Here is an 18869-nt window from a genome sequence, read left to right as displayed (position 1 = left end):
AATGAGCGCGCTTCACTCGGAAATCCCATTGGATAAGGATGAGCAGGGCAGAGATATCGTACTCTCCGCGCAGGACGTCACCGTCGCTTTCGGATCGAAGGTGGTGCTCGACAAATTGAACCTCAATATCTATCGCGGCGAAATCCTGGGTTTCGTCGGCGCTTCCGGCGCAGGCAAGTCGGTGCTGTTGCGCACGGTGCTGCGGCTGCTGCCGCGCCGTTCCGGCAAGATCGAGATCCTCGGCGAAGACTATGACAAGCTCTCCGAGCCGGAGCGCAACAGGCTCGATATGCGCCTGGGCGTGCTGTTCCAGCAGGGCGCGCTATTTTCCTCGCTGACGGTGAAGGAGAACATCCAGGTACCGATGCGGGAATATCTCGATCTGCCGCAGGCCCTGATGGACGAGTTGGCACATCTGAAGATCCGGATGGTTGGCCTAGCCGCCGATGCTGCCGACAAATATCCGTCCGAGCTCTCCGGCGGCATGATCAAACGCGCCGCCCTTGCCAGGGCCCTGGCCCTCGACCCCGATCTCGTTTTCCTGGACGAGCCGACATCCGGCCTTGATCCGATCGGTGCAGCGGAATTCGACGAGCTGATTGCCAAGCTGCGCGACACGCTCGGCCTGACCGTCTATATGGTGACTCACGACCTCGACAGCCTGTTTTCCGTCTGCGACCGTATTGCCGTTCTCGGACAGAAGCGGGTATTGGTGGAGGGAACGGTTGAAGACATGCTGGCCTGCGACGACCCTTGGGTGCAGTCCTATTTCCGGGGCAAACGTGCGCGATCAATCGTGCCGCGGGAGGGCATCGGGAATCGCAACGACGACAATGGCGCTGGCGCCAACAGCCGCAAGAAGTAACTGGAACAATGGAAACCAAAGCCAACTACACGATCGTCGGGTTCTTTACACTGCTGGTCATCGCGGCCGCCTTCGGCTTCGTCTACTGGATGGCGGAATATGGCCGCGGCGGTCCGATGGCCGAGCTGGTTGTTCGCATTCCAGGCTCGGCAAACGGCCTGAGCGTCGGTTCGCCCGTTCGGTTCAATGGTATTCAGGTCGGCTCGGTGCAGGGGCTTTCGATCGATGCCGATGATCCGAACTATTCGCTGGCCTTCACCGAGGTTCGCGCCGATGCGCCGGTCTATACGTCCACCAGGGCGGCTCTGGAAATCCAGGGCTTGACCGGTGCGGCCTATATCGAGCTTTCCGGCGGCCGTAACGGTGATGAGAACATTCTCAAGCGGTCGATCGAAACCGGTAAGCGAGCGGTGCTTCTCGCCGACCAGTCGAGTGTGACAAATCTGCTCAACACCGCCGACAAGATCCTGAACCGTGCCAACGACACGATCGGCGATATACAGGGCTTCATCTCCGATTCCCGCGGTCCGCTGACCGATACCGTGCGCAACGCCCAGAAGTTCTCCAAGGCGCTGGCTGATAATTCCGACAATATCGACAAGTTCCTCGCCAGCGTCGGACAGCTCTCCGATACCATCAAGAGCGTGTCGCCTCGCGTCGAATCGACCCTGGATGCAATCGAAAAGCTCGTGCGGGCCGTCGATGCCAACAAGATCAACGATGTCGTCAACAATGCCGACAAGATCACGGCGAACGTCGCTGATGCGACGACCGATCTGAAGGCGACCATTGCAAGCTTCAAGCAGACCGCCGATACCTACACCGCCTTCGGCCAGAAGGCGCAGAAGACCCTGGACCGTGTCGACGCGATCGTTGCGCAGATCGATCCCAACAAGGTGAAGGGTTCGATGGATGATATCGCCGAGGTGACCAAGGATGCCAGGACGGCCGTCATGTCGATCCGCGATGTTGCCAGTACGGTTGCTGCCCGCAAACAGGATATCGATCAGACGATCGCCAATGCCAGGGATATTTCCAACAAGCTGAACTCCGCTTCCAGCAAGGTCGACAGCGTTCTTACCAAGGTAGACCAATTACTCGGCTCTGGTGACACGCAGTCGCTGTTTGCGGAAGCCAGGGACACGCTCCAATCCTTCAAGACGATGGCGGACAATCTCAATGCCCGGATCGGGCCGATCGCCGACAATCTGCAGAGATTTTCGAGTGGCGGTCTGCGCGACGTACAGACTCTCGTTAATGACATGAGAGGCACAGTTAATAATCTCAACAACACTATCACTAACTTCGACCGCAATCCGCAGCGCCTGATTTTCGGCGGCGATACCGTCAAGCAATATGACGGTCGGGCGAGGCATTGATGAAAAATAATTTTTGGGCTGCAAGGGATAGGCGGACTATGGTTGGCTGCGTTTCGGGTGGGCGTTATCAGGCGTATCGAAAGGCAGCGATCGTTCTGCCACTGTTTGCAGCCTTGCTTAGCGGCTGCGGTTCAGCCGCCGTCAACGACACATATGATCTCTCCGCCTCGGTCAAGGCGAGCGGTCCGTCGGTGAAGCGCCGGCAAATCCTCATCCCGCAGCCGACTGCGCTGCAGCCGCTCGACGGCAACCAGATCGTCATCCGCGTTTCGCCCCGGGAGATTCAATATCTCAGCAAGTCGCAGTGGAGCGACAAGCTGAGCCGGATAGTGCAATCGAAGCTGGTCGAGGCGTTTGAAAATACCGGCAAGCTTGGCGGTGTCGGCGTACCGGGGCAGGGGCTTGCGATCGACTATCAGATCGTCACCGAAATCCGAGCCTTTGAGATCAATGCGGTGGCAGGGCAGAGGTCCGCCACCGTTGAAATTGCGGTGAAAATCCTTAATGACCGCGCGGGCACGATCAAGGCGCAGAGCGTCTTTCGCAAGGTTGCGCCGGTCAGCGGCGGCACTAACGTCGATTTCGTCAAGGGGCTCGATACGGCCTTTGCCGGCGTGACGGCAGAAATCGTCGATTGGACGCTGCGCTCGCTTTAACGATCCCTATCGCTCCATCAGGGATTTCAATGTGCTGAGATCCTTCAGCACATGCGCCGCATCTGCGGCAAATTGCGTGTCGGTCATGTCAGGCAGCTTCAGCAGTGTGAACATGACCTCGCAGCCATCACCATTCGGTACGACCCGCAGCGCGTTATGGGCCTTGAAGCCGGATTCGATTGTTACCGTATGGTCGATGACGCCGAATTCGTTGCGAGGCGAAAAGCTGACGCGGACGGTACCGAGAATGCCTTTGGCAACCCAATCCTCGCCATCCTGCTCCAATCCGGACGCGAGACCGGAGGCCCAGAGCGGCATGTTTTCCGGACGGCCGGCAAAGCCGTAGACTTCCTTCCAATGGCGATCGATGGAGATATGAACGATCTTTGCGGTCATGGTCGACATGGATTCCTCCTCCTGTATATTCGTGTTTGATGAAACGCCGGGTGGGTCATCGCTGGACCGAACCGAAAAGCTGAGTTCTTGAAAGATGCTGCGGTATTCTTGCACGGTCCTGCAATGGAGACGATTCGAGGCTGTCAAAGGCTTGCCGTTTCACGCCCGGAGTGCAACAACATCGGTCTAACACATAACCCGAAAATCGGAGTCGATTTTCGGGTTATGTGTCATTTCAAAGTGTTACTGCGTTCTTGGTCCGTCCCGGGGGACGCGCGGCGCAGTAAGCGGTTCATTGGAGGATTGTCGTGGAAAAGGCAGAAATCGGACTGATCGGTCTCGCTGTCATGGGATCGAATCTGGCGCTCAACATTGCCGAAAAGGGCAACAAAATCGCGGTGTTCAACCGTACGCCGCAGGTGACGGATGAATTTTACGCGAACGCAGGTGCGCTGAAAGACAAGATCATACCCTGCAAGACGATCGAGGAGTTCGTCGAAGCCATCCGTCCGCCGCGGCCGATCATCATCATGATCAAGGCCGGCGATCCGGTCGATCAGCAGATGGCGGCGTTGCAGCCGCATCTCGACAAGGGCGACATCATGATCGACGCCGGCAATGCCAATTTCCGCGATACGATCTCGCGCTTCGATCGCCTCAAGGATACTGGCCTGACCTTCATCGGCATGGGCGTCTCCGGCGGCGAGGAAGGTGCGCGCCACGGCCCGTCGATCATGGTCGGCGGCACCGAAGAGTCCTACAAGCGCGTCGAGAAAGTGCTGACGTCGATTGCTGCCAAATACAAGGACGATCCGTGCGTCGCCTGGCTTGGCAACGACGGAGCCGGTCATTTCGTCAAGACCATCCATAACGGCATCGAATATGCCGACATGCAGATGATCGCCGAGATCTACGGCATCCTGCGCGACGGCCTCGGCAAGAACGCGGCCGAAATCAGCGGCATTTTCGGTGAATGGAACAAGGGCCGGCTGAACTCCTACCTGATCGAGATCACCGAGAAGGTTCTGGCTGCCAAGGACCCGGCAACGGGCAGCGCCATGCCTGACGTCATCCTCGACAAGGCCGGCCAGAAGGGCACCGGCAAGTGGTCGGCGATCGAAGCGCAGAACATGGGCATTCCGGCAACCGCGATCGAAGCGGCCGTCGCTGCCCGCAGCCTGTCGGCCATCAAGGGCCAGCGCGAAGCCGCCGAAAAGATTTTTGGCACACCGGATTACAAATTCCCGATCGGCTTCGGTCCCGAGCTCTTGAAGGATCTGGAGCTGGCGCTGTTCGCCGCCAAGATCGGTGCCTATGCACAGGGCTTTGCTGTCATGGCCGAAGCTTCGAAGGAGTTCAACTGGTCGCTGCCGATGCCGGTCATCGCCAAGATCTGGCGCGCAGGCTGCATCATCCGCTCGCAGTTTCTCGATGAGATCACCAGCGCCTTCACCAAGACTCCGGATGCCGCCAACCTGATTGTGACGCCGGCATTCGCCGATATGGTCAAGGAATCGATCCCGTCATTGCGGCGCATCGTTTCGGCCGCCACGGCTTCTGGCCTGCCGGTTCCAGCTCTAGCTTCGGCGCTGACCTATTTCGACGCCTACCGTCAGGCTCGCGGCACTGCGAACCTGATTCAGGCCCAGCGCGATTTCTTTGGTGCTCACGGCTTCGATCGCGTCGATGGCAAAGATATCCACCACGGCCCCTGGGGTAGCAGCGCGAATGGCTGATTGTAGCACTATTTGGAATGACTAGGCTGAAGGCCCGCCGGGATGTCCGGCGGGCTTTTTTCTTGGAGGTCAGCTCTTTGGCCAGACGGGGGGGCTGATACTTTGAAGCAATTCAGGTTCCACGCCGTCGATGCGCGCGATGACCGCCTTGCCCAGTTCCCGACCGGCATGGCGAAAGTCCTCGAAGATCGTGATGATTTCCGGGCGTATCCAGCTCAGCACATCCGTCGATTGCTTAGCGACCATATCGATATCGTGGCCGAGACGGAAACCCGCGGCTTCGAGGCCGGCATTCACGGCGATGGCGCCGGCGCTGCTAGAGCAGACGAAGCCGTCGGGCGCATGTGAGGAACGCATCAATTCTTCGACAGTATCCTTGATTTCGGCAAGCGTCGTGTCGGTGCTGGCCCTCAATGGAACCTCCTGGGCATGGCATTCGCGCAGTCCCGTTTGAAAGCCGAGCTGGGTGTGGAGGTAATAGGTGAGTTTGCCTGGCGGCTGCAAAAGCGCGATCCGCCGCCGTCCTTTGGCGACCAGGGCGCGCACCGCTTCGCGTGCGAAAGCTTCGTTGTCGAAGTCGTGAAAAGGATGGGAGATTCCCATATTCGTGCGCCCATGCGTGGCGAAAGGCATCCCACGCTCATGCATGAGCTCCACGCGCGGATCGTCCGGTTCCGTGCGCGATATGATGACGCCATCGGCCGAGCCGGTGTCTAGAATATAGCGCACGGGGACCAGCGGATCCTTGCTGTGCGAGTGCGGCGTAATGACGAGATGATATTGCGTACCGGCCAGTACCTCGGAAATGCCGAAGACCATCTGGCTGGTGAAGCCCATGATTTCTTCGTCAATGCTGAGCACCAGGGCGATAACGTTGGTCTTTCCGGTTCTCAAACGCACGCCGGCCCGATTGGGCTGATAACCCAATTGACGGGCGACCATGCGCACCCGCTCCTTGGTCTCGGCACCGATATCCGGGGCGTCTTTCAAGGCTCGTGAGACGGTGGTTATTCCGAGCCCCGTCATGAAGGCAATCGTCTTGAGCGTCGGTCGCTCGTGTGCGGATTGCGTAGTGCCGCCGCCGGAAATCTTCTTGCTGTCCATGTCGTACAATGCTGCCTCCCGGCCGCCTCCCGCGATCACTCCGCTTATATTGCCTGCAGCGGTGCCGCAAGCATATGCGCAATCTGATCATTCCTCCCTCGTCTCGAAAATCTGTAACGATACAGTAAAAAAGTCGAGCGTTTTTTCTGATGTCAGGGAGGTCTGCATATCCAGCGGTTGAATCCACAGGGTTCAGAAAAATCTTTTGCAGATGCGAAATGAGATTAAGGCATTCGCTGGCAGTTTACACAAATAACATTTATTTATCAGCATATTAATAATTGTAGCGACTGCGAGGCGATATGAGGAATCGCCGGGCAAATTGACATATTGGAAACGAGAAATGTAATCAGGAGTCACATATTTGAACTTTTAGAAAAATTTTACGAGCAGGCGGTTGCGCGTCGAAAATGATTAGACTAGGTTTTTCCGGCAACGTTTCAGTGAGGGAGGAAAGCTCATGAATATTCGTTTGGTGGCTGCTGCGCTGGCTGCTTCCGTCGTGCTGCCGCTTGGTGTGGCCAAGGCGACTGACCTTGAGGTAACCCATTGGTGGACGTCCGGTGGCGAAGCTGCCGCCGTTGCCGAATTGGCAAAGGCGTTCGACGCGACCGGCAATCACTGGGTCGATGGTGCGATTGCCGGTTCGGGCGGTACTGCGCGTCCTATCATGATCAGCCGCATCACCGGCGGTGATCCGATGGGTGCCACACAGTTCAACCATGGACGTCAGGCCGAAGAGCTTGTGCAGGCCGGCCTCATGCGCGATCTGACCGATGTCGCGACGCAGGAGCATTGGAAGGACATCATCCGTCCGTCGAGCCTGCTCGATTCATGCACGATCGACGGCAAGATCTACTGCGCACCGGTCAATATTCACTCCTGGCAGTGGCTTTGGCTTTCGAATGCCGCCTTCAAGAAGGCCGGCGTTCCGGTTCCGAAGAATTGGGATGAATTTGTCGCCGCGGCTCCCGCGCTGGAGAAGGCGGGCATCGTTCCGCTCGCCGTGGGTGGTCAGCCCTGGCAGGCTACCGGTGCCTTCGACGTGCTGATGGTCGCCATCGCCGGCAAAGACAACTACCAGAAAGTATTCGGCGACAGGGATGCCAAGGTCGCGGCCGGCCCGGAAATCGCGAAGGTCTTCAAGGCCGCCGACGACGCTCGCAAGATGTCCAAGGGCTCTAACGTTCAGGATTGGAACCAGGCCACGAACATGGTCATTACCGGCAAGGCCGGTGGCCAGATCATGGGCGATTGGGCGCAGGGCGAATTTGCCCTCGCAGGTCAAAAAGCCGGTACGGACTATACCTGCCTTCCGGGTCTTGGCGTTAACGAAGTCATCTCGACGGGCGGCGACGCATTCTACTTCCCGCTGCTGAAGGATGAAGCAAAGTCGAAGGCCCAGGAAGCTCTCGCCAAGACGCTGCTCGATCCGAAGACCCAGGTTGCCTTCAATCTCAAGAAGGGCTCGCTGCCCGTGCGTGGCGACGTCGATCTCGCAACGGCTAACGACTGCATGAAGAAGGGCCTGGAGATCCTGAAGAAGGGTAACGTGATCCAGGGTACGGACCAGCTTCTCTCTGCCGACACGCAGAAGCAGAAAGAAGACTTGTTTTCCGAGTTCTTCGCCAATCCTTCCATGACGCCGGAAGCGGCGCAGAAGCGCTTCGTCGAGATCATCTCTGCGGCTGATTGATCTCAATCCTCTCGCTGTAGTGATACCGGCCCCCGTTACGGGTCGGTATCACGGCCAGACACATCTTATTGTCCGGCTAATTACAGCGCCCCTTATTAGCGGCCGACCCGTGACGGTTGGCTGCGGATGAAGAGGGAGCGGCAGGAGCTGCGGTCATTGACCCTGTTCCTGATCACCGAAGCAGTCGCGCTTCAGAAGGAGGTACAATGACGGGTCACGCGAAAGCCGGCCGGCCAAATCAATTCCTGCGCAATCTGAATTCGAAGATTGCATCCATTCCGATGATCCTTACGGCTGTCGTCATCTTCTTGGGCGGCACGATCTGGACAGTAGTTTATTCCTTCACCAATTCGAAGCTGCTGCCACGTCTCAGCTTTGTTGGACTGGATCAATACTACCGCTTGTGGGCGGCGCCTCGGTGGATCGTATCCATTGAAAATCTCGCCATTTACGGCATCTTTTCGATGATCTTCAGCCTCGTAATCGGCTTTGTGCTGGCTGCGCTGATGGACCAGAAGATCCGGTTCGAAAATACCTTCCGCACGATTTTCCTTTATCCTTTCGCACTCTCTTTCATCGTCACCGGCCTCGTATGGCAGTGGCTGCTCAACCCCGAATTCGGCATCCAATCGGTGGTGCGTTCGCTGGGTTGGACGACCTTTAACTTCGATCCGCTCTATACGCCAAGCATCGTGATTTACGGTGTGCTGATCGCCGCACTCTGGCAGGGAACAGGCCTTGTGATGTGCTTGATGCTCGCCGGCTTGCGAGGCATCGATGAAGACATCTGGAAAGCGGCGCGCGTGGATGGGATCCCCATGTGGAAGACCTATCTGTTCGTTGTCATTCCGATGATGCGCCCGGTCTTCATCACCACGCTAGTCATCATCGCCAGCGGTATCGTCAAGGTCTATGACCTCGTCGTCGCGCAAACGAGCGGTGGACCTGGCATCGCTTCGGAAGTCCCGGCGAAATACGTCTACGACTACATGTTCCAGGCGCAGAACCTCGGTCAGGGATTTGCAGCATCGACCATGATGCTGGTCACCGTTGCTATCGTCGTCATCCCTTGGGCCTATCTGGAATTTGGCGGAGGCCGCAACCGTGTCTGATACCATCACTCTCAAAAATGCCAACGGCAGCGGTGCCGCCGTGATCGACAAGACGCTCTCGGAACCGCACGGTGCAAAGCCGCGTCGCGTGATTTCCGGCCGTAACATCATGCTCTACGGCACGCTCTTCGTTGCCGCCACTTACTATCTTTTGCCGCTATATGTGATGGTTGTGACCTCACTGAAGGGGATGCCGGAAATCCGGCTTGGGAACATCTTCGCGCCGCCACTGGAGATCACATTCGAACCATGGGTGAAAGCCTGGGCAACGGCTTGCACCGGCCTCAATTGCGACGGTCTTTCCCGCGGGTTCTGGAATTCCGTGCGCATTACCGTTCCGTCCACGATCTTCTCGATCGCAGTCGCTTCAGTCAATGGCTATGCGCTCGCCAACTGGCGGTTCAAGGGTGCTGATTTCTTCTTCGCGATCCTTATCATCGGCGCGTTCATCCCCTATCAGGTGATGATCTATCCCATCGTCATCGTCCTGCGCGATATCGGGATCTACGGCACGCTCACCGGACTGATCCTGGTGCACTGCATTTTCGGCATGCCGATCCTGACCTTGCTGTTCCGCAATTATTTTGCATCGTTGCCGGTGGAGCTTTTCAAGGCTGCACGCATCGACGGTGCGGGTTTCTGGCAGATTTTCCTGCGCATCATGCTGCCCATGTCGCTGCCGATCTTCGTCGTTGCCATGATCCTGCAGATTACGGGTATCTGGAACGACTTCCTGTTCGGTGTCGTGTTCACCAGACCGGAATATTACCCGATGACTGTGCAGCTCAACAATATCGTCAATTCCGTCCAGGGCGTGAAGGAATACAACGTCAACATGGCTGCAACGATCCTCACGGGTCTTGTTCCGTTGGTCGTCTATTTCGTCTCCGGACGGCTTTTCGTTCGGGGCATCGCCGCCGGCGCAGTGAAGGGGTGATCCATGACCAGCAGCGTTTCCATCAAAGACCTGTCGCTCGATTTCGGCGCGGTCACCGTTCTGAAGAACCTCAACCTCGAAATCAACGACGGCGAATTCCTCGTGCTGCTCGGCTCGTCCGGCTGCGGCAAGTCGACATTGCTCAATTGCATCGCCGGCCTGCTCGACATCACTGAGGGGAAGATCTTCATCAAGGGCAAGAACGTCACCTGGGAAGAGCCGAAGGACCGCGGCATCGGCATGGTGTTTCAGTCCTATGCGCTCTATCCGCAGATGACGGTCGAAAAGAACCTGTCCTTCGGGCTGCGCGTCGCCAAGGTGCCGCAGGCGGAGATCGACAAGCGCATTGCCCGCGCCGCCGAAATCCTGCAGATCCAGCCATTGCTCAAGCGCAAGCCCGCCGAGCTTTCCGGCGGCCAGCGCCAGCGCGTGGCGATCGGCCGTGCCCTGGTGCGCGATGTCGACGTGTTCCTGTTCGACGAGCCGCTGTCGAATCTCGACGCCAAGCTGCGGTCGGAGCTGCGCGTCGAAATCAAGCGGCTGCACCAGTCGCTGAAGAACACGATGATCTACGTCACCCACGATCAGATCGAAGCGCTGACGCTCGCCGACCGCATCGCTATCATGAAGAACGGCATCATCCAGCAGCTCGATGATCCGACGACGATCTACAATGCGCCGCGCAATCTCTTCGTTGCCGGCTTCATCGGCTCGCCGTCGATGAATTTCCTTCATGGAGAACTCGTGAACCGCGAAGGCAAGATCGCGTTTGCTGCCAACGATGTGATTTTCTCGCTCGACGGCTATAATACCGGGGAGACGCCGGCAGCCGGCCGCAAGGTCATCCTCGGAGTCCGGCCCGAGCACATCAAGGTGAACGAGGATCTCGCTCCCGGTGCCGAAGTGCACAATGCGACGGTCGATATCGAAGAGCCGATGGGTGCCGACAACCTGTTATGGCTCAAGCACGCCGGTCACACCATGTCGGTGCGCATCAACGGGGCGCGGCGTTTCAGCGCGGGCACGCCCGTGAAGCTCGGTTTCGATATGACGCTCGCTTCGCTCTTTGACGCACAGACAGAACTCAGAATATGATCATATGAATGGAGGTGACTCTGTCGCCTCCATTTTGCAGCGGTTCGGGAGGTCCGATGTCGTCTTCATTCAATGGCAATTTTACAGTCGATCTGGCTGGTCAGTGGCGGCTTACTTCGCCAGACAGTGATCATTCTCTTTCCATGCCCGTGCCGGGCGATGTCCACACCGCACTTCATGCTGCAGAGGTCATTCCGGACCCTTATTTCGGCCGAAACGAAGAGGTCGTGCAATGGGTTGCGAAGCAGGATTGGCAAGTTGAGCGCAGCTTCAATCTCGATGACGCAGGAGGCGACTGGTATCTCGACATCGAATATCTGGACACGGTGGCGAGTGTCTATGTCAACGACACGCTCGTGCTCGAAGGCAACAACTGCTTTCAACGTTATCGGCCGGATGTCTCCAAGACGTTGAAGGCAGGTGAGAATACCATCCGCATCGTGCTGCATTCCAGCGTCAAGGCTGGCGCTGAACTGCAGGCAAAGCAGCCATTCTATATTCCCTACAGCACCGCCAATTCGCCGATCCCGAACGGCAACATGCTGCGCAAGCCGCAGTGCCATTTCGGCTGGGACTGGAACATCGCCGTGGCACCACTCGGTCTCTACGGCACGATTGCACTGAAAAAGCTCGAAACCGCCCGCATCGAGAATGTGGTCACGCGGCAGGTTCACAATGCCGACGGCTCGGTCGACCTCCAGGTGACTGTTGCGCTGTATGCGAGGGGCGTCGGCGTTGCTCAAGTTTATTTCCAGCTCGACGACGAGCGCCTGCGGCTGGATGTCGGCGTCAACGCCGGCGAGACCTTGGTGACGCATGTCTTTCATGTCGACAAACCGAAGCTCTGGTGGCCGGCCGGCAGTGGCGAGCAGGCGCTCTATGCGCTCTCCGTCGAAACCAATTCCGAGACGGTGACGCGGCAGATCGGTCTGCGCACCGTCGAGCTGACCACTGATGAGGATGAAGCGGGCAGCCGTTTCGCACTCAAGGTCAACGGACGCGAGATATTCGCCCGCGGCGCCAATTGGATCCCGGCGGATGCGCTGTTTTCACGTTCAAGCCCCGCCTTGACCGAGGACCTGCTGCAGTCGGCCGCAGCGGCGAACATGAACATCATCCGTATCTGGGGCGGCGGCTTTTACGAGCATGATTGGTTCTATGACATCTGTGACCGCTTGGGCCTGATGATCTGGCAGGACTTCATGTTCGCCTGCAACCTCTATCCCTCGACCGGCGATTTTCTCGAGAATGTCGAGGCCGAAGCCGACTATCAGGTTCGGCGGCTGGCAACACATCCTTCGATCGTGCTCTGGTGCGGCGACAACGAGCTGGTGGGGGCGCTCACCTGGTTCGAAGAATCCCGCAAAGACCGCGATCGCTATCTCGTTTCCTACGATCGCCTCAACCGGACGATCGAACAGGCGATGAAGAAGGCTGCACCGGATGCAATTTGGTGGCCGTCGAGCCCGGCATCCGGCTATCTCAACTTCGGCGACGCTTGGCATGCTGATGGCTCAGGTGATATGCACTATTGGTCGGTTTGGCACGAGAACAAGTCCTTCGACAATTATCGTTCGGTGCGCCCGCGCTTCTGCTCGGAGTTCGGCTTCCAGTCCTATACGTCGCTTCCCGTCATCAAGACCTATGCCGATGCCAAGGACATGAATATTGCGTCGCCGGTGATGGAACTGCATCAGAAGAACGCTGGCGGCAACGAGCGCATTGCCGGCACGATGTTCCGCTATTTCCGCTTCCCGAAGGATTTCCCGAACTTCGTCTATCTGAGCCAGGTGCAGCAGGGGCTCGCCATCAAGACGGCGGTCGAATATTGGCGGTCGCTCAAGCCGCATTGCATGGGCACAATCTATTGGCAGCTCAACGACACCTGGCCGGTGGCCTCCTGGTCGAGCCTCGATTACGGCGGACGCTGGAAGGCGATGCACTATCTCGTGCGCCGCTTTTTCCAGCCGGTTTCGGTGGCAGCCATTCCGTCCGAGGACAACAAAACCATCCGATTCTCGCTCGTCAACGACACCAACGAGGACGTCACCGTCGACGTCGCCGTTTCGCTGCTGAAGCTCGATGGCGAGCGCGTGCCGCTGACGACTGCTCATGCCGTCTGCACTCCGGATGCGGCCTGTACGGCGCCGTCGATCGACGCGTCTCAGGTGCCGGCCGATTGTCTGCTGGCGTGGCATTTCACCGCATCAAACGGAATGGGCGGCGAAGGGCACTATGTCCACGGCACCTATAAGGCCTTGGAGCTTCAGCCCGCAGGCCTTACGGTGCAGAGGGAGAAGATCGAGGAGGACGGTACGGTGGCACTCACCGTGACCGCAAAGGGATTGGCGCTGTTTGTGATGATCGAGAGCGAGACGGAAGGGCGTTATTCCGACAACGCCTTCGACCTCGCCGCCGGCGAAAGCCGCCGTATCGTCTTCACACCGGCCAAGCCGTTTGCCGGGAGCATCCCGGACTTCCGTTTCTACGACTTGCAGTCCAGCCAATCGGTGGACTGAGGGTATCCGGCCGCCTTTCGGTGGCGATTTACGGGCCGCAGGCCCATGACAGGAGGCCGCAAGGCCATTGGAGGAAATATCGATGACGAAACTTGGATTCCAGCTTTATAGCGCCCGCAATTTTCAGCCTTATTCGGATATTTTCGTGAAACTCGGCAAGGCCGGCTATGCGGAAGTCGAAGGTTTTGGCGGTATTTATGCCGATCTGGACGAGGCTGGCCTGAAGAACCTGCGCGCTGAGCTGGACAAGAACGGCCTGACGATGGCGAGCGGCCATTTCAGCCCTGATTTCCTCGACGGTCAGGTCGAGAAGTCGCTGACGATCGGAAAAATCCTCGGCATGGATTCGATCTATGCGCCGCATCTTGCCGCCGATCAGCGTCCGACCGATGCCGCCGGCTGGCTCGCTTTCGGTAAGCGCCTGCATGAGATGGCAAAGCCGTACAAGGACGCCGGCTTCGAGTTCGGCTGGCATAACCACGACTTCGAATTCGTCAAGCAGGCCGATGGCTCGCTGCCGATCGAGCAGATCTTCGAGGGCGCTCCGGATATTTCCTGGGAAGCTGATATCGCCTGGGTCATCCGCGGCGGCGCCGATCCCTTCGCCTGGATCGAGAAGCTCGGCCCGCGCATCACGGCCGTTCACGTCAAGGACATTGCGCCAGCTGGCGAGAACAAGAATGAAGACGGCTGGGCCGATGTCGGTCATGGCACGGTTCCGTGGCCGAAGCTGATCAAGGCGCTGGCCGGCACCAAGGTCAAGCACTTCGTCGTCGAACATGACAATCCGAGCGACGTCGATCGCTTGATCACCCGTTCCATCGCATCCTTCAAGACCTACTGAGGCATTCCACATGGCTAAGGAACTTGGCGTCGGCATCATCGGATGCGGCAACATCTCAACCACCTATTTCAAGCTTTCTCCGCTCTTCAAGGGCCTGAAGGTGCTCGCTTGCGCTGATATCAATATGGACGCGGCGCGCTTGCGCGCCGAGGAGTATCAGGTCAAGGCTCAGACGATCGACGAACTGCTCGCCAATGACGAGCTCGATGTCATCGTCAACCTGACGATCCCGGACGCGCATTTTCCGGTCTCCAAGCGCATCCTGGAGGCCGGAAAGCATGTCTATTCCGAAAAGCCTCTCGTGCTGTCGCTGGAGCAGGGCGAAGAGCTGCGTCGCATCGCCAAGGAGAAGGGGCTTGCCGTCGGCTGCGCTCCCGACACCTTCCTCGGCGGCGCCCACCAGCTTGCCCGTAAGTTCGTCGACGAGGGCGGCATCGGCCGTGTCACTTCGGGCGCTTGCTACGTCATGAGCCCAGGCATGGAAATGTGGCATCCGAATCCGGATTTTTTCTTCCTGCCGGGTGGCGGACCGGTCCTCGATCTCGGCCCTTACTACATCGCCAATCTCATCAACCTCATCGGTCCGGTCAGGCGCGTCGGCGCCATGACCTCGATGGCGTCGGAAACCCGCACCATCACCAGCCAGCCGCGCAGCGGCGAGGTCATCCCGGTGAAGACACCGACGACGATCCAGGCGCTCCTGGAATTCGTCAGCGGCGCGACCGTGACGTTGACCGCGAGCTGGGATGTCTGGTCGCACCGCCACGCCAATATGGAGCTATACGGCACCGAAGGCTCGCTCTATGTGCCTGATCCGAACTTCTTCGGCGGCACGGTCGAGGCAAGCGGCCGTGACAAAGACATCAAGCCGCTCGGCGAATGGGCGCATCCCTTCGGCATTTCCAATCAGGAAAGCCCGAACGGCCCGCGCGCCAATTATCGCACGGCCGGTCTTGCCGACATGGCGGCATCGCTGATCGATGGCCGGGATGCCCGCTGCTCGCTCGACCGCACGCTGCATGGCGTCGACGTCATGACCTCGATCCTGAAATCGGGTGCTGAGAAGCGCTTCGTCGATCTGACCACGACTTGCACGCAGCCGGCCGCGCTCGGCATCGAAGAGGCCCAAGCGCTCTTGAAGTAAGCGTACAAAAAGCTAGTTTGCGCGCGGGCGGATAGCCCGCGCGCTTTTCATATCAGAGGAACTGGAACTATGGCTTGGCAACCGGCATCCGATCGCTATGCGAACATGAAGTACAACAGGACCGGGCGCTCCGGTCTGAAGCTGCCGGCGGTTTCGCTGGGGCTCTGGCATAATTTCGGTGGTGACACGCCGCATGATCGCAAGGTCGATATGTGCCGCACCGCTTTCGATCTCGGCATCACGCACTTCGATCTCGCCAACAATTACGGCCCGCCTCCCGGCAGCGCAGAGACCGCTTTCGGAGAGATTCTGCGGACCGATTTCGCCGGCCTGCGCGATGAGCTGATCATCTCCTCCAAGGCCGGCTATGACATGTGGCCGGGTCCCTATGGCGAATGGGGCAGCCGCAAATATTTGATTGCGTCCTGTGATCAGAGCCTGAAACGCATGGGTCTCGATTATGTCGACATCTTCTATTCGCACCGCTTCGATCCGGACACGCCACTGGAAGAGACCTGCGGTGCGCTCGACCATATCGTTCGTTCGGGCAGGGCGCTTTATGTCGGCATCTCCTCCTACAACTCACAACGCACGCGCGAAGCGGCAGCCATTCTGAAGGACCTCGGCACGCCGTGCCTTATCCATCAGCCCAGCTATTCCATGCTCAATCGTTGGGTCGAGGATGACGGCCTGGTCGATACGCTGGAAGACCTTGACATCGGCTCGATCGTCTTCTCGCCACTCGCCCAGGGCATGCTGACGACAAAATATCTAGGCGGCATTCCCGAGGACAGCCGCGCCGCACAAAACCACTTCCTGAAGCGGGACTTCATTCGCCCGTCGATCATCGACAATATCCGCAAGCTCAACGAGATTGCTGAAAAGCGTGGTCAGACCCTGGCGCAGATGGCGATTGCGTGGGTGCTTCGCGGCGGCCGCATTACCTCGGCGCTGATTGGGGCTAGCCGTTCGTCGCAGATCGTCGACTGCGTCAAGGCGCTCGACAATCTCGAATTCACCGCGGACGAGCTCAAGGAAATCGATATCTACGCCCGTGAGGCCGATATCAATCTCTGGGCCAAGTCGGCCGAGCTTGAATAGTCATTCAAAGACGCCCGGAGCCTGGTTCCGGGCGTTTTGCTTTGTCCCCGTCTGACCGGCAGGCATTGTCGGCACGGTATCCATTGCTGCGCGAACGGCGCATATTGATGTGTTCTCTGGAGGAGATGGTCCCATGATCCGCAACCCGATTTTGCCGGGCTTCAACCCCGATCCTTCTATCTGCCGCGTCAGCGAGGACTATTACATCGCCACCTCGACCTTCGAATGGTATCCGGGCGTGCAGATTCATCATTCGCGCGACCTGGTGAACTGGACCCTGGTTCGCCGCCCACTGGAGCGGGCCTCCCAGCTCGACATGCGCGGCGAGCCGGATAGCTGCGGTATCTGGGCGCCATGCCTCTCCTATGCCGATGGCCTCTTCTGGCTGGTCTACACCGACGTCAAGCGTTACGACGGCAATTTCAAGGATGCGCATAACTACATCGTGACGTCGCCGACGATCGAAGGCGAGTGGTCCGATCCTTCCTATGTCAACTCCTCAGGCTTCGATCCCTCGCTCTTCCATGATGACGACGGCCGCAAATGGTTCGTCAACATGCAATGGAACCATCGCACCGAAAGCTATGGGGGCTCGCCGAAGACGCCGGCCTTCGACGGCATTTTGCTGCAGGAATGGGATCCGGTGACGAGATCGCTGAAGGGGCCGATCAAGAATATCTTTGGCGGCACCGAGCTTGGTTTGGTCGAAGGACCGCATCTCTTCAAGCGCAACGGCTACTATTATCTGACGACTGCCGAGGGCGGCACCGGTTACGACCACGCCGTCACCATGGCGCGCTCGCGCAATATCGACGGACCTTACGAGCTGCATCCGAACAAGCATCTCATCACCTCGAAGGACCATCCGGAAGCGGTGCTGCAGCGGGCAGGGCATGGTCAATACGTCGAAACGGCCGATGGGCAGTTTTACCACACGCATCTCTCCGGCCGGCCGTTGCCCCCGCATCGCCGCTGTACGCTCGGCCGCGAGACCAGCCTGCAGAAATGCGTCTGGAAGGAAGACGGCTGGCTCTATCTCGAAAACGGCACGGTGGTTCCCGATGTCGAAGTGCAGGGCCCGCGCCAAGCTCTGCCGATCGAAAAGCCGCGTCGCAGTGGCTACAATTTCGACGGCGGCAAGCTGCCGATGGACTTTCAGTGGCTGCGCACGTCGCAGCCGGAACGCATTTTCAGCCTGACGGAACGGCCCGGCCATCTGCGTCTGTTCGCGCGGGAAAGCATCGGCTCCTGGTTCGAGCAAGCACTCGTCGCCCGTCGGCAGCAGCATCATAGCTTCCGGGCCGAGACGGTCGTCGAATTTCAACCCGATACCTATCAGCAGGTTGCCGGTTTGACCCATTATTACAATCGCTTCAAACTGCATGCGATAGCGGTCACCCTGCATGAGAAGCTCGGGCGCTGCGTGACCATCATGACCTGCGCCGGCGATTATCCGAACGGCCGGCTGAGTTTCCCGATCGAAGGCGGCGTCTCCGTTCCAGATGGTCGCATTCAGCTGGCGATGGAGGTCCGTGACAATGACCTGCAGTTCTTCTGGCAGGCCGAGGGTATGGGGGCGTGGCAGGCTATCGGTCCGGTCCTGGACGCCGGTGTCATCTCCGACGAAGGCGGTCGTGGCGAACACGGCTCCTTTACCGGCGCCTTCGCCGGGATGTTCGCCTTCGATACGTCGGGTCGGGCAAAGACGGCAGATTTCGACTGGTTCAATTACGACCAGCTTTGATTTGCCCGACTACTATCGGTCGTCCGCCCGTCTTTGGTTGAAAGACGGGCGGGACTTTTACAGGCCGTTGGTTGCTGGCAACATCGTATACTCATTCCATTAGAAAATCCCTGCAACCATGTAATTTCTATTACAAAACCTTAATATGATTTTCAGATTCGGTTTATCCTTTGCGCGATAAATTCGCAGGCACAAACAACGAATTGAGGAAACATTCCAATGAAGAAGCTCTTTTCCATCCTTCTTGCCGCTTCCGTACTGGCAGCGCCGTTGGCGATGGCCGTCGAAGCCAATGCAGCGCCGGTCCACAACAAAGAGGTCGTCGTTGAGAAGAAGAAGGTCGTCGTTCACAAGGGGCACTGGGTCAAGGGCCGTCGTTTGTCGACTGCTGATCGCCATCGCGCCAAGAGCATCGACTATCGCCGTTATCGCCTGAAGGCTCCGCCGCGCGGCTATCACTGGGTTCGGATCGACAACAATTTCCTGCTCGTCGGCATCACGAGCGGCCTGATCTCCAAAGTTGAGATCGCTCACTGAGTTT

16 protein-coding genes are annotated in these 18869 nt (G+C 58.4%); 14 read left to right on the top strand and 2 right to left on the bottom strand.

The window, feature by feature from the left end; translation table 11 throughout:
* Window position 1: 1 nt before the first annotated feature.
* From CCGE525_RS11495 to CCGE525_RS11485, 3 genes are read left to right on the top strand one after another with little or no spacing between them, the layout of a single operon-like run.
* Window positions 2–865, top strand: coding sequence for an ABC transporter ATP-binding protein (locus tag CCGE525_RS11495; protein ID WP_120704360.1), 864 nt, complete (start codon window positions 2–4; stop codon window positions 863–865).
* Between the two features lie 8 nt (window positions 866–873).
* Complete coding sequence (locus tag CCGE525_RS11490) at window positions 874–2244, top strand: MlaD family protein (RefSeq protein ID WP_120704359.1); 1371 nt, start codon at window positions 874–876, stop codon at window positions 2242–2244.
* A gap of 38 nt (window positions 2245–2282) precedes the next feature.
* Complete coding sequence (locus tag CCGE525_RS11485) at window positions 2283–2900, top strand: ABC-type transport auxiliary lipoprotein family protein (protein WP_120704358.1); 618 nt, start codon at window positions 2283–2285, stop codon at window positions 2898–2900.
* 6 nt (window positions 2901–2906) lie between these two features.
* On the opposite strand, the gene CCGE525_RS11480 is transcribed toward CCGE525_RS11485, so the two are convergent.
* A complete protein-coding gene (locus CCGE525_RS11480) occupies window positions 2907–3305 on the bottom strand; it encodes an SRPBCC family protein (RefSeq protein ID WP_120704357.1) in 399 nt (132 codons plus the stop codon).
* Between the two features lie 299 nt (window positions 3306–3604).
* On the opposite strand from CCGE525_RS11480, the gene gndA reads away from it, so the two are divergent.
* Window positions 3605–5032, top strand: coding sequence for an NADP-dependent phosphogluconate dehydrogenase (gndA, locus tag CCGE525_RS11475; protein ID WP_120704356.1), 1428 nt, complete (start codon window positions 3605–3607; stop codon window positions 5030–5032).
* A gap of 69 nt (window positions 5033–5101) precedes the next feature.
* On the opposite strand, the gene CCGE525_RS11470 is transcribed toward gndA, so the two are convergent.
* Window positions 5102–6136 (bottom strand): LacI family transcriptional regulator, encoded by a 1035-nt coding sequence (locus CCGE525_RS11470; protein ID WP_120704355.1) that lies wholly within the window; start codon window positions 6134–6136, stop codon window positions 5102–5104.
* A 460-nt stretch (window positions 6137–6596) separates the two neighbouring features.
* On the opposite strand from CCGE525_RS11470, the gene CCGE525_RS11465 reads away from it, so the two are divergent.
* The 10 genes from CCGE525_RS11465 to CCGE525_RS11420 all read left to right on the top strand — a co-directional run bounded on the left by CCGE525_RS11465 (window position 6597) and on the right by CCGE525_RS11420 (window position 18865).
* Window positions 6597–7832 carry an ABC transporter substrate-binding protein gene (locus tag CCGE525_RS11465; RefSeq protein WP_120704354.1) on the top strand — a complete coding sequence of 412 codons (1236 nt, stop codon included), beginning with the start codon at window positions 6597–6599 and terminating at the stop codon, window positions 7830–7832.
* Between the two features lie 206 nt (window positions 7833–8038).
* Complete coding sequence (locus CCGE525_RS11460) at window positions 8039–8944, top strand: carbohydrate ABC transporter permease (RefSeq protein ID WP_120704353.1); 906 nt, start codon at window positions 8039–8041, stop codon at window positions 8942–8944.
* Window positions 8937–9881: a carbohydrate ABC transporter permease gene (locus CCGE525_RS11455; RefSeq protein WP_120704352.1), complete on the top strand. Its 945-nt coding sequence runs from the start codon at window positions 8937–8939 to the stop codon at window positions 9879–9881. The genes CCGE525_RS11460 and CCGE525_RS11455 overlap by 8 nt, the downstream gene beginning before the upstream one ends.
* A gap of 3 nt (window positions 9882–9884) precedes the next feature.
* Window positions 9885–10976, top strand: coding sequence for an ABC transporter ATP-binding protein (locus tag CCGE525_RS11450; RefSeq protein ID WP_120704351.1), 1092 nt, complete (start codon window positions 9885–9887; stop codon window positions 10974–10976).
* A 56-nt stretch (window positions 10977–11032) separates the two neighbouring features.
* Complete coding sequence (locus CCGE525_RS11445) at window positions 11033–13495, top strand: beta-mannosidase (protein ID WP_120704350.1); 2463 nt, start codon at window positions 11033–11035, stop codon at window positions 13493–13495.
* Between the two features lie 82 nt (window positions 13496–13577).
* Entirely contained in the window at window positions 13578–14339 is a 762-nt protein-coding gene (locus CCGE525_RS11440; RefSeq protein WP_120704349.1) for a sugar phosphate isomerase/epimerase family protein, read from the top strand.
* A 10-nt stretch (window positions 14340–14349) separates the two neighbouring features.
* Entirely contained in the window at window positions 14350–15483 is a 1134-nt protein-coding gene (locus tag CCGE525_RS11435; protein WP_120704348.1) for a Gfo/Idh/MocA family protein, read from the top strand.
* A 69-nt stretch (window positions 15484–15552) separates the two neighbouring features.
* Window positions 15553–16584: an L-glyceraldehyde 3-phosphate reductase gene (mgrA, locus tag CCGE525_RS11430; RefSeq protein ID WP_120704347.1), complete on the top strand. Its 1032-nt coding sequence runs from the start codon at window positions 15553–15555 to the stop codon at window positions 16582–16584.
* Window positions 16585–16717: 133 nt separating this feature from the next.
* The gene (locus tag CCGE525_RS11425; protein WP_120704346.1) at window positions 16718–18328 is read left to right on the top strand and encodes a glycoside hydrolase family 43 protein; all 1611 of its coding nucleotides are present in this window, start codon (window positions 16718–16720) and stop codon (window positions 18326–18328) included.
* 219 nt (window positions 18329–18547) lie between these two features.
* On the top strand, window positions 18548–18865 hold the full coding sequence (locus CCGE525_RS11420; protein ID WP_120704345.1) for an RcnB family protein: 318 nt from the start codon (window positions 18548–18550) through the stop codon (window positions 18863–18865).
* Window positions 18866–18869 lie beyond the last annotated feature (4 nt).

Source organism: Rhizobium jaguaris (assembly GCF_003627755.1).
Taxonomy (GTDB): Bacteria; Pseudomonadota; Alphaproteobacteria; order Rhizobiales; family Rhizobiaceae; genus Rhizobium; species Rhizobium jaguaris.
The sequence above is the reverse complement of the archived record's forward strand: the minus strand, read 5'-3'. Positions and strand labels throughout refer to the sequence as shown.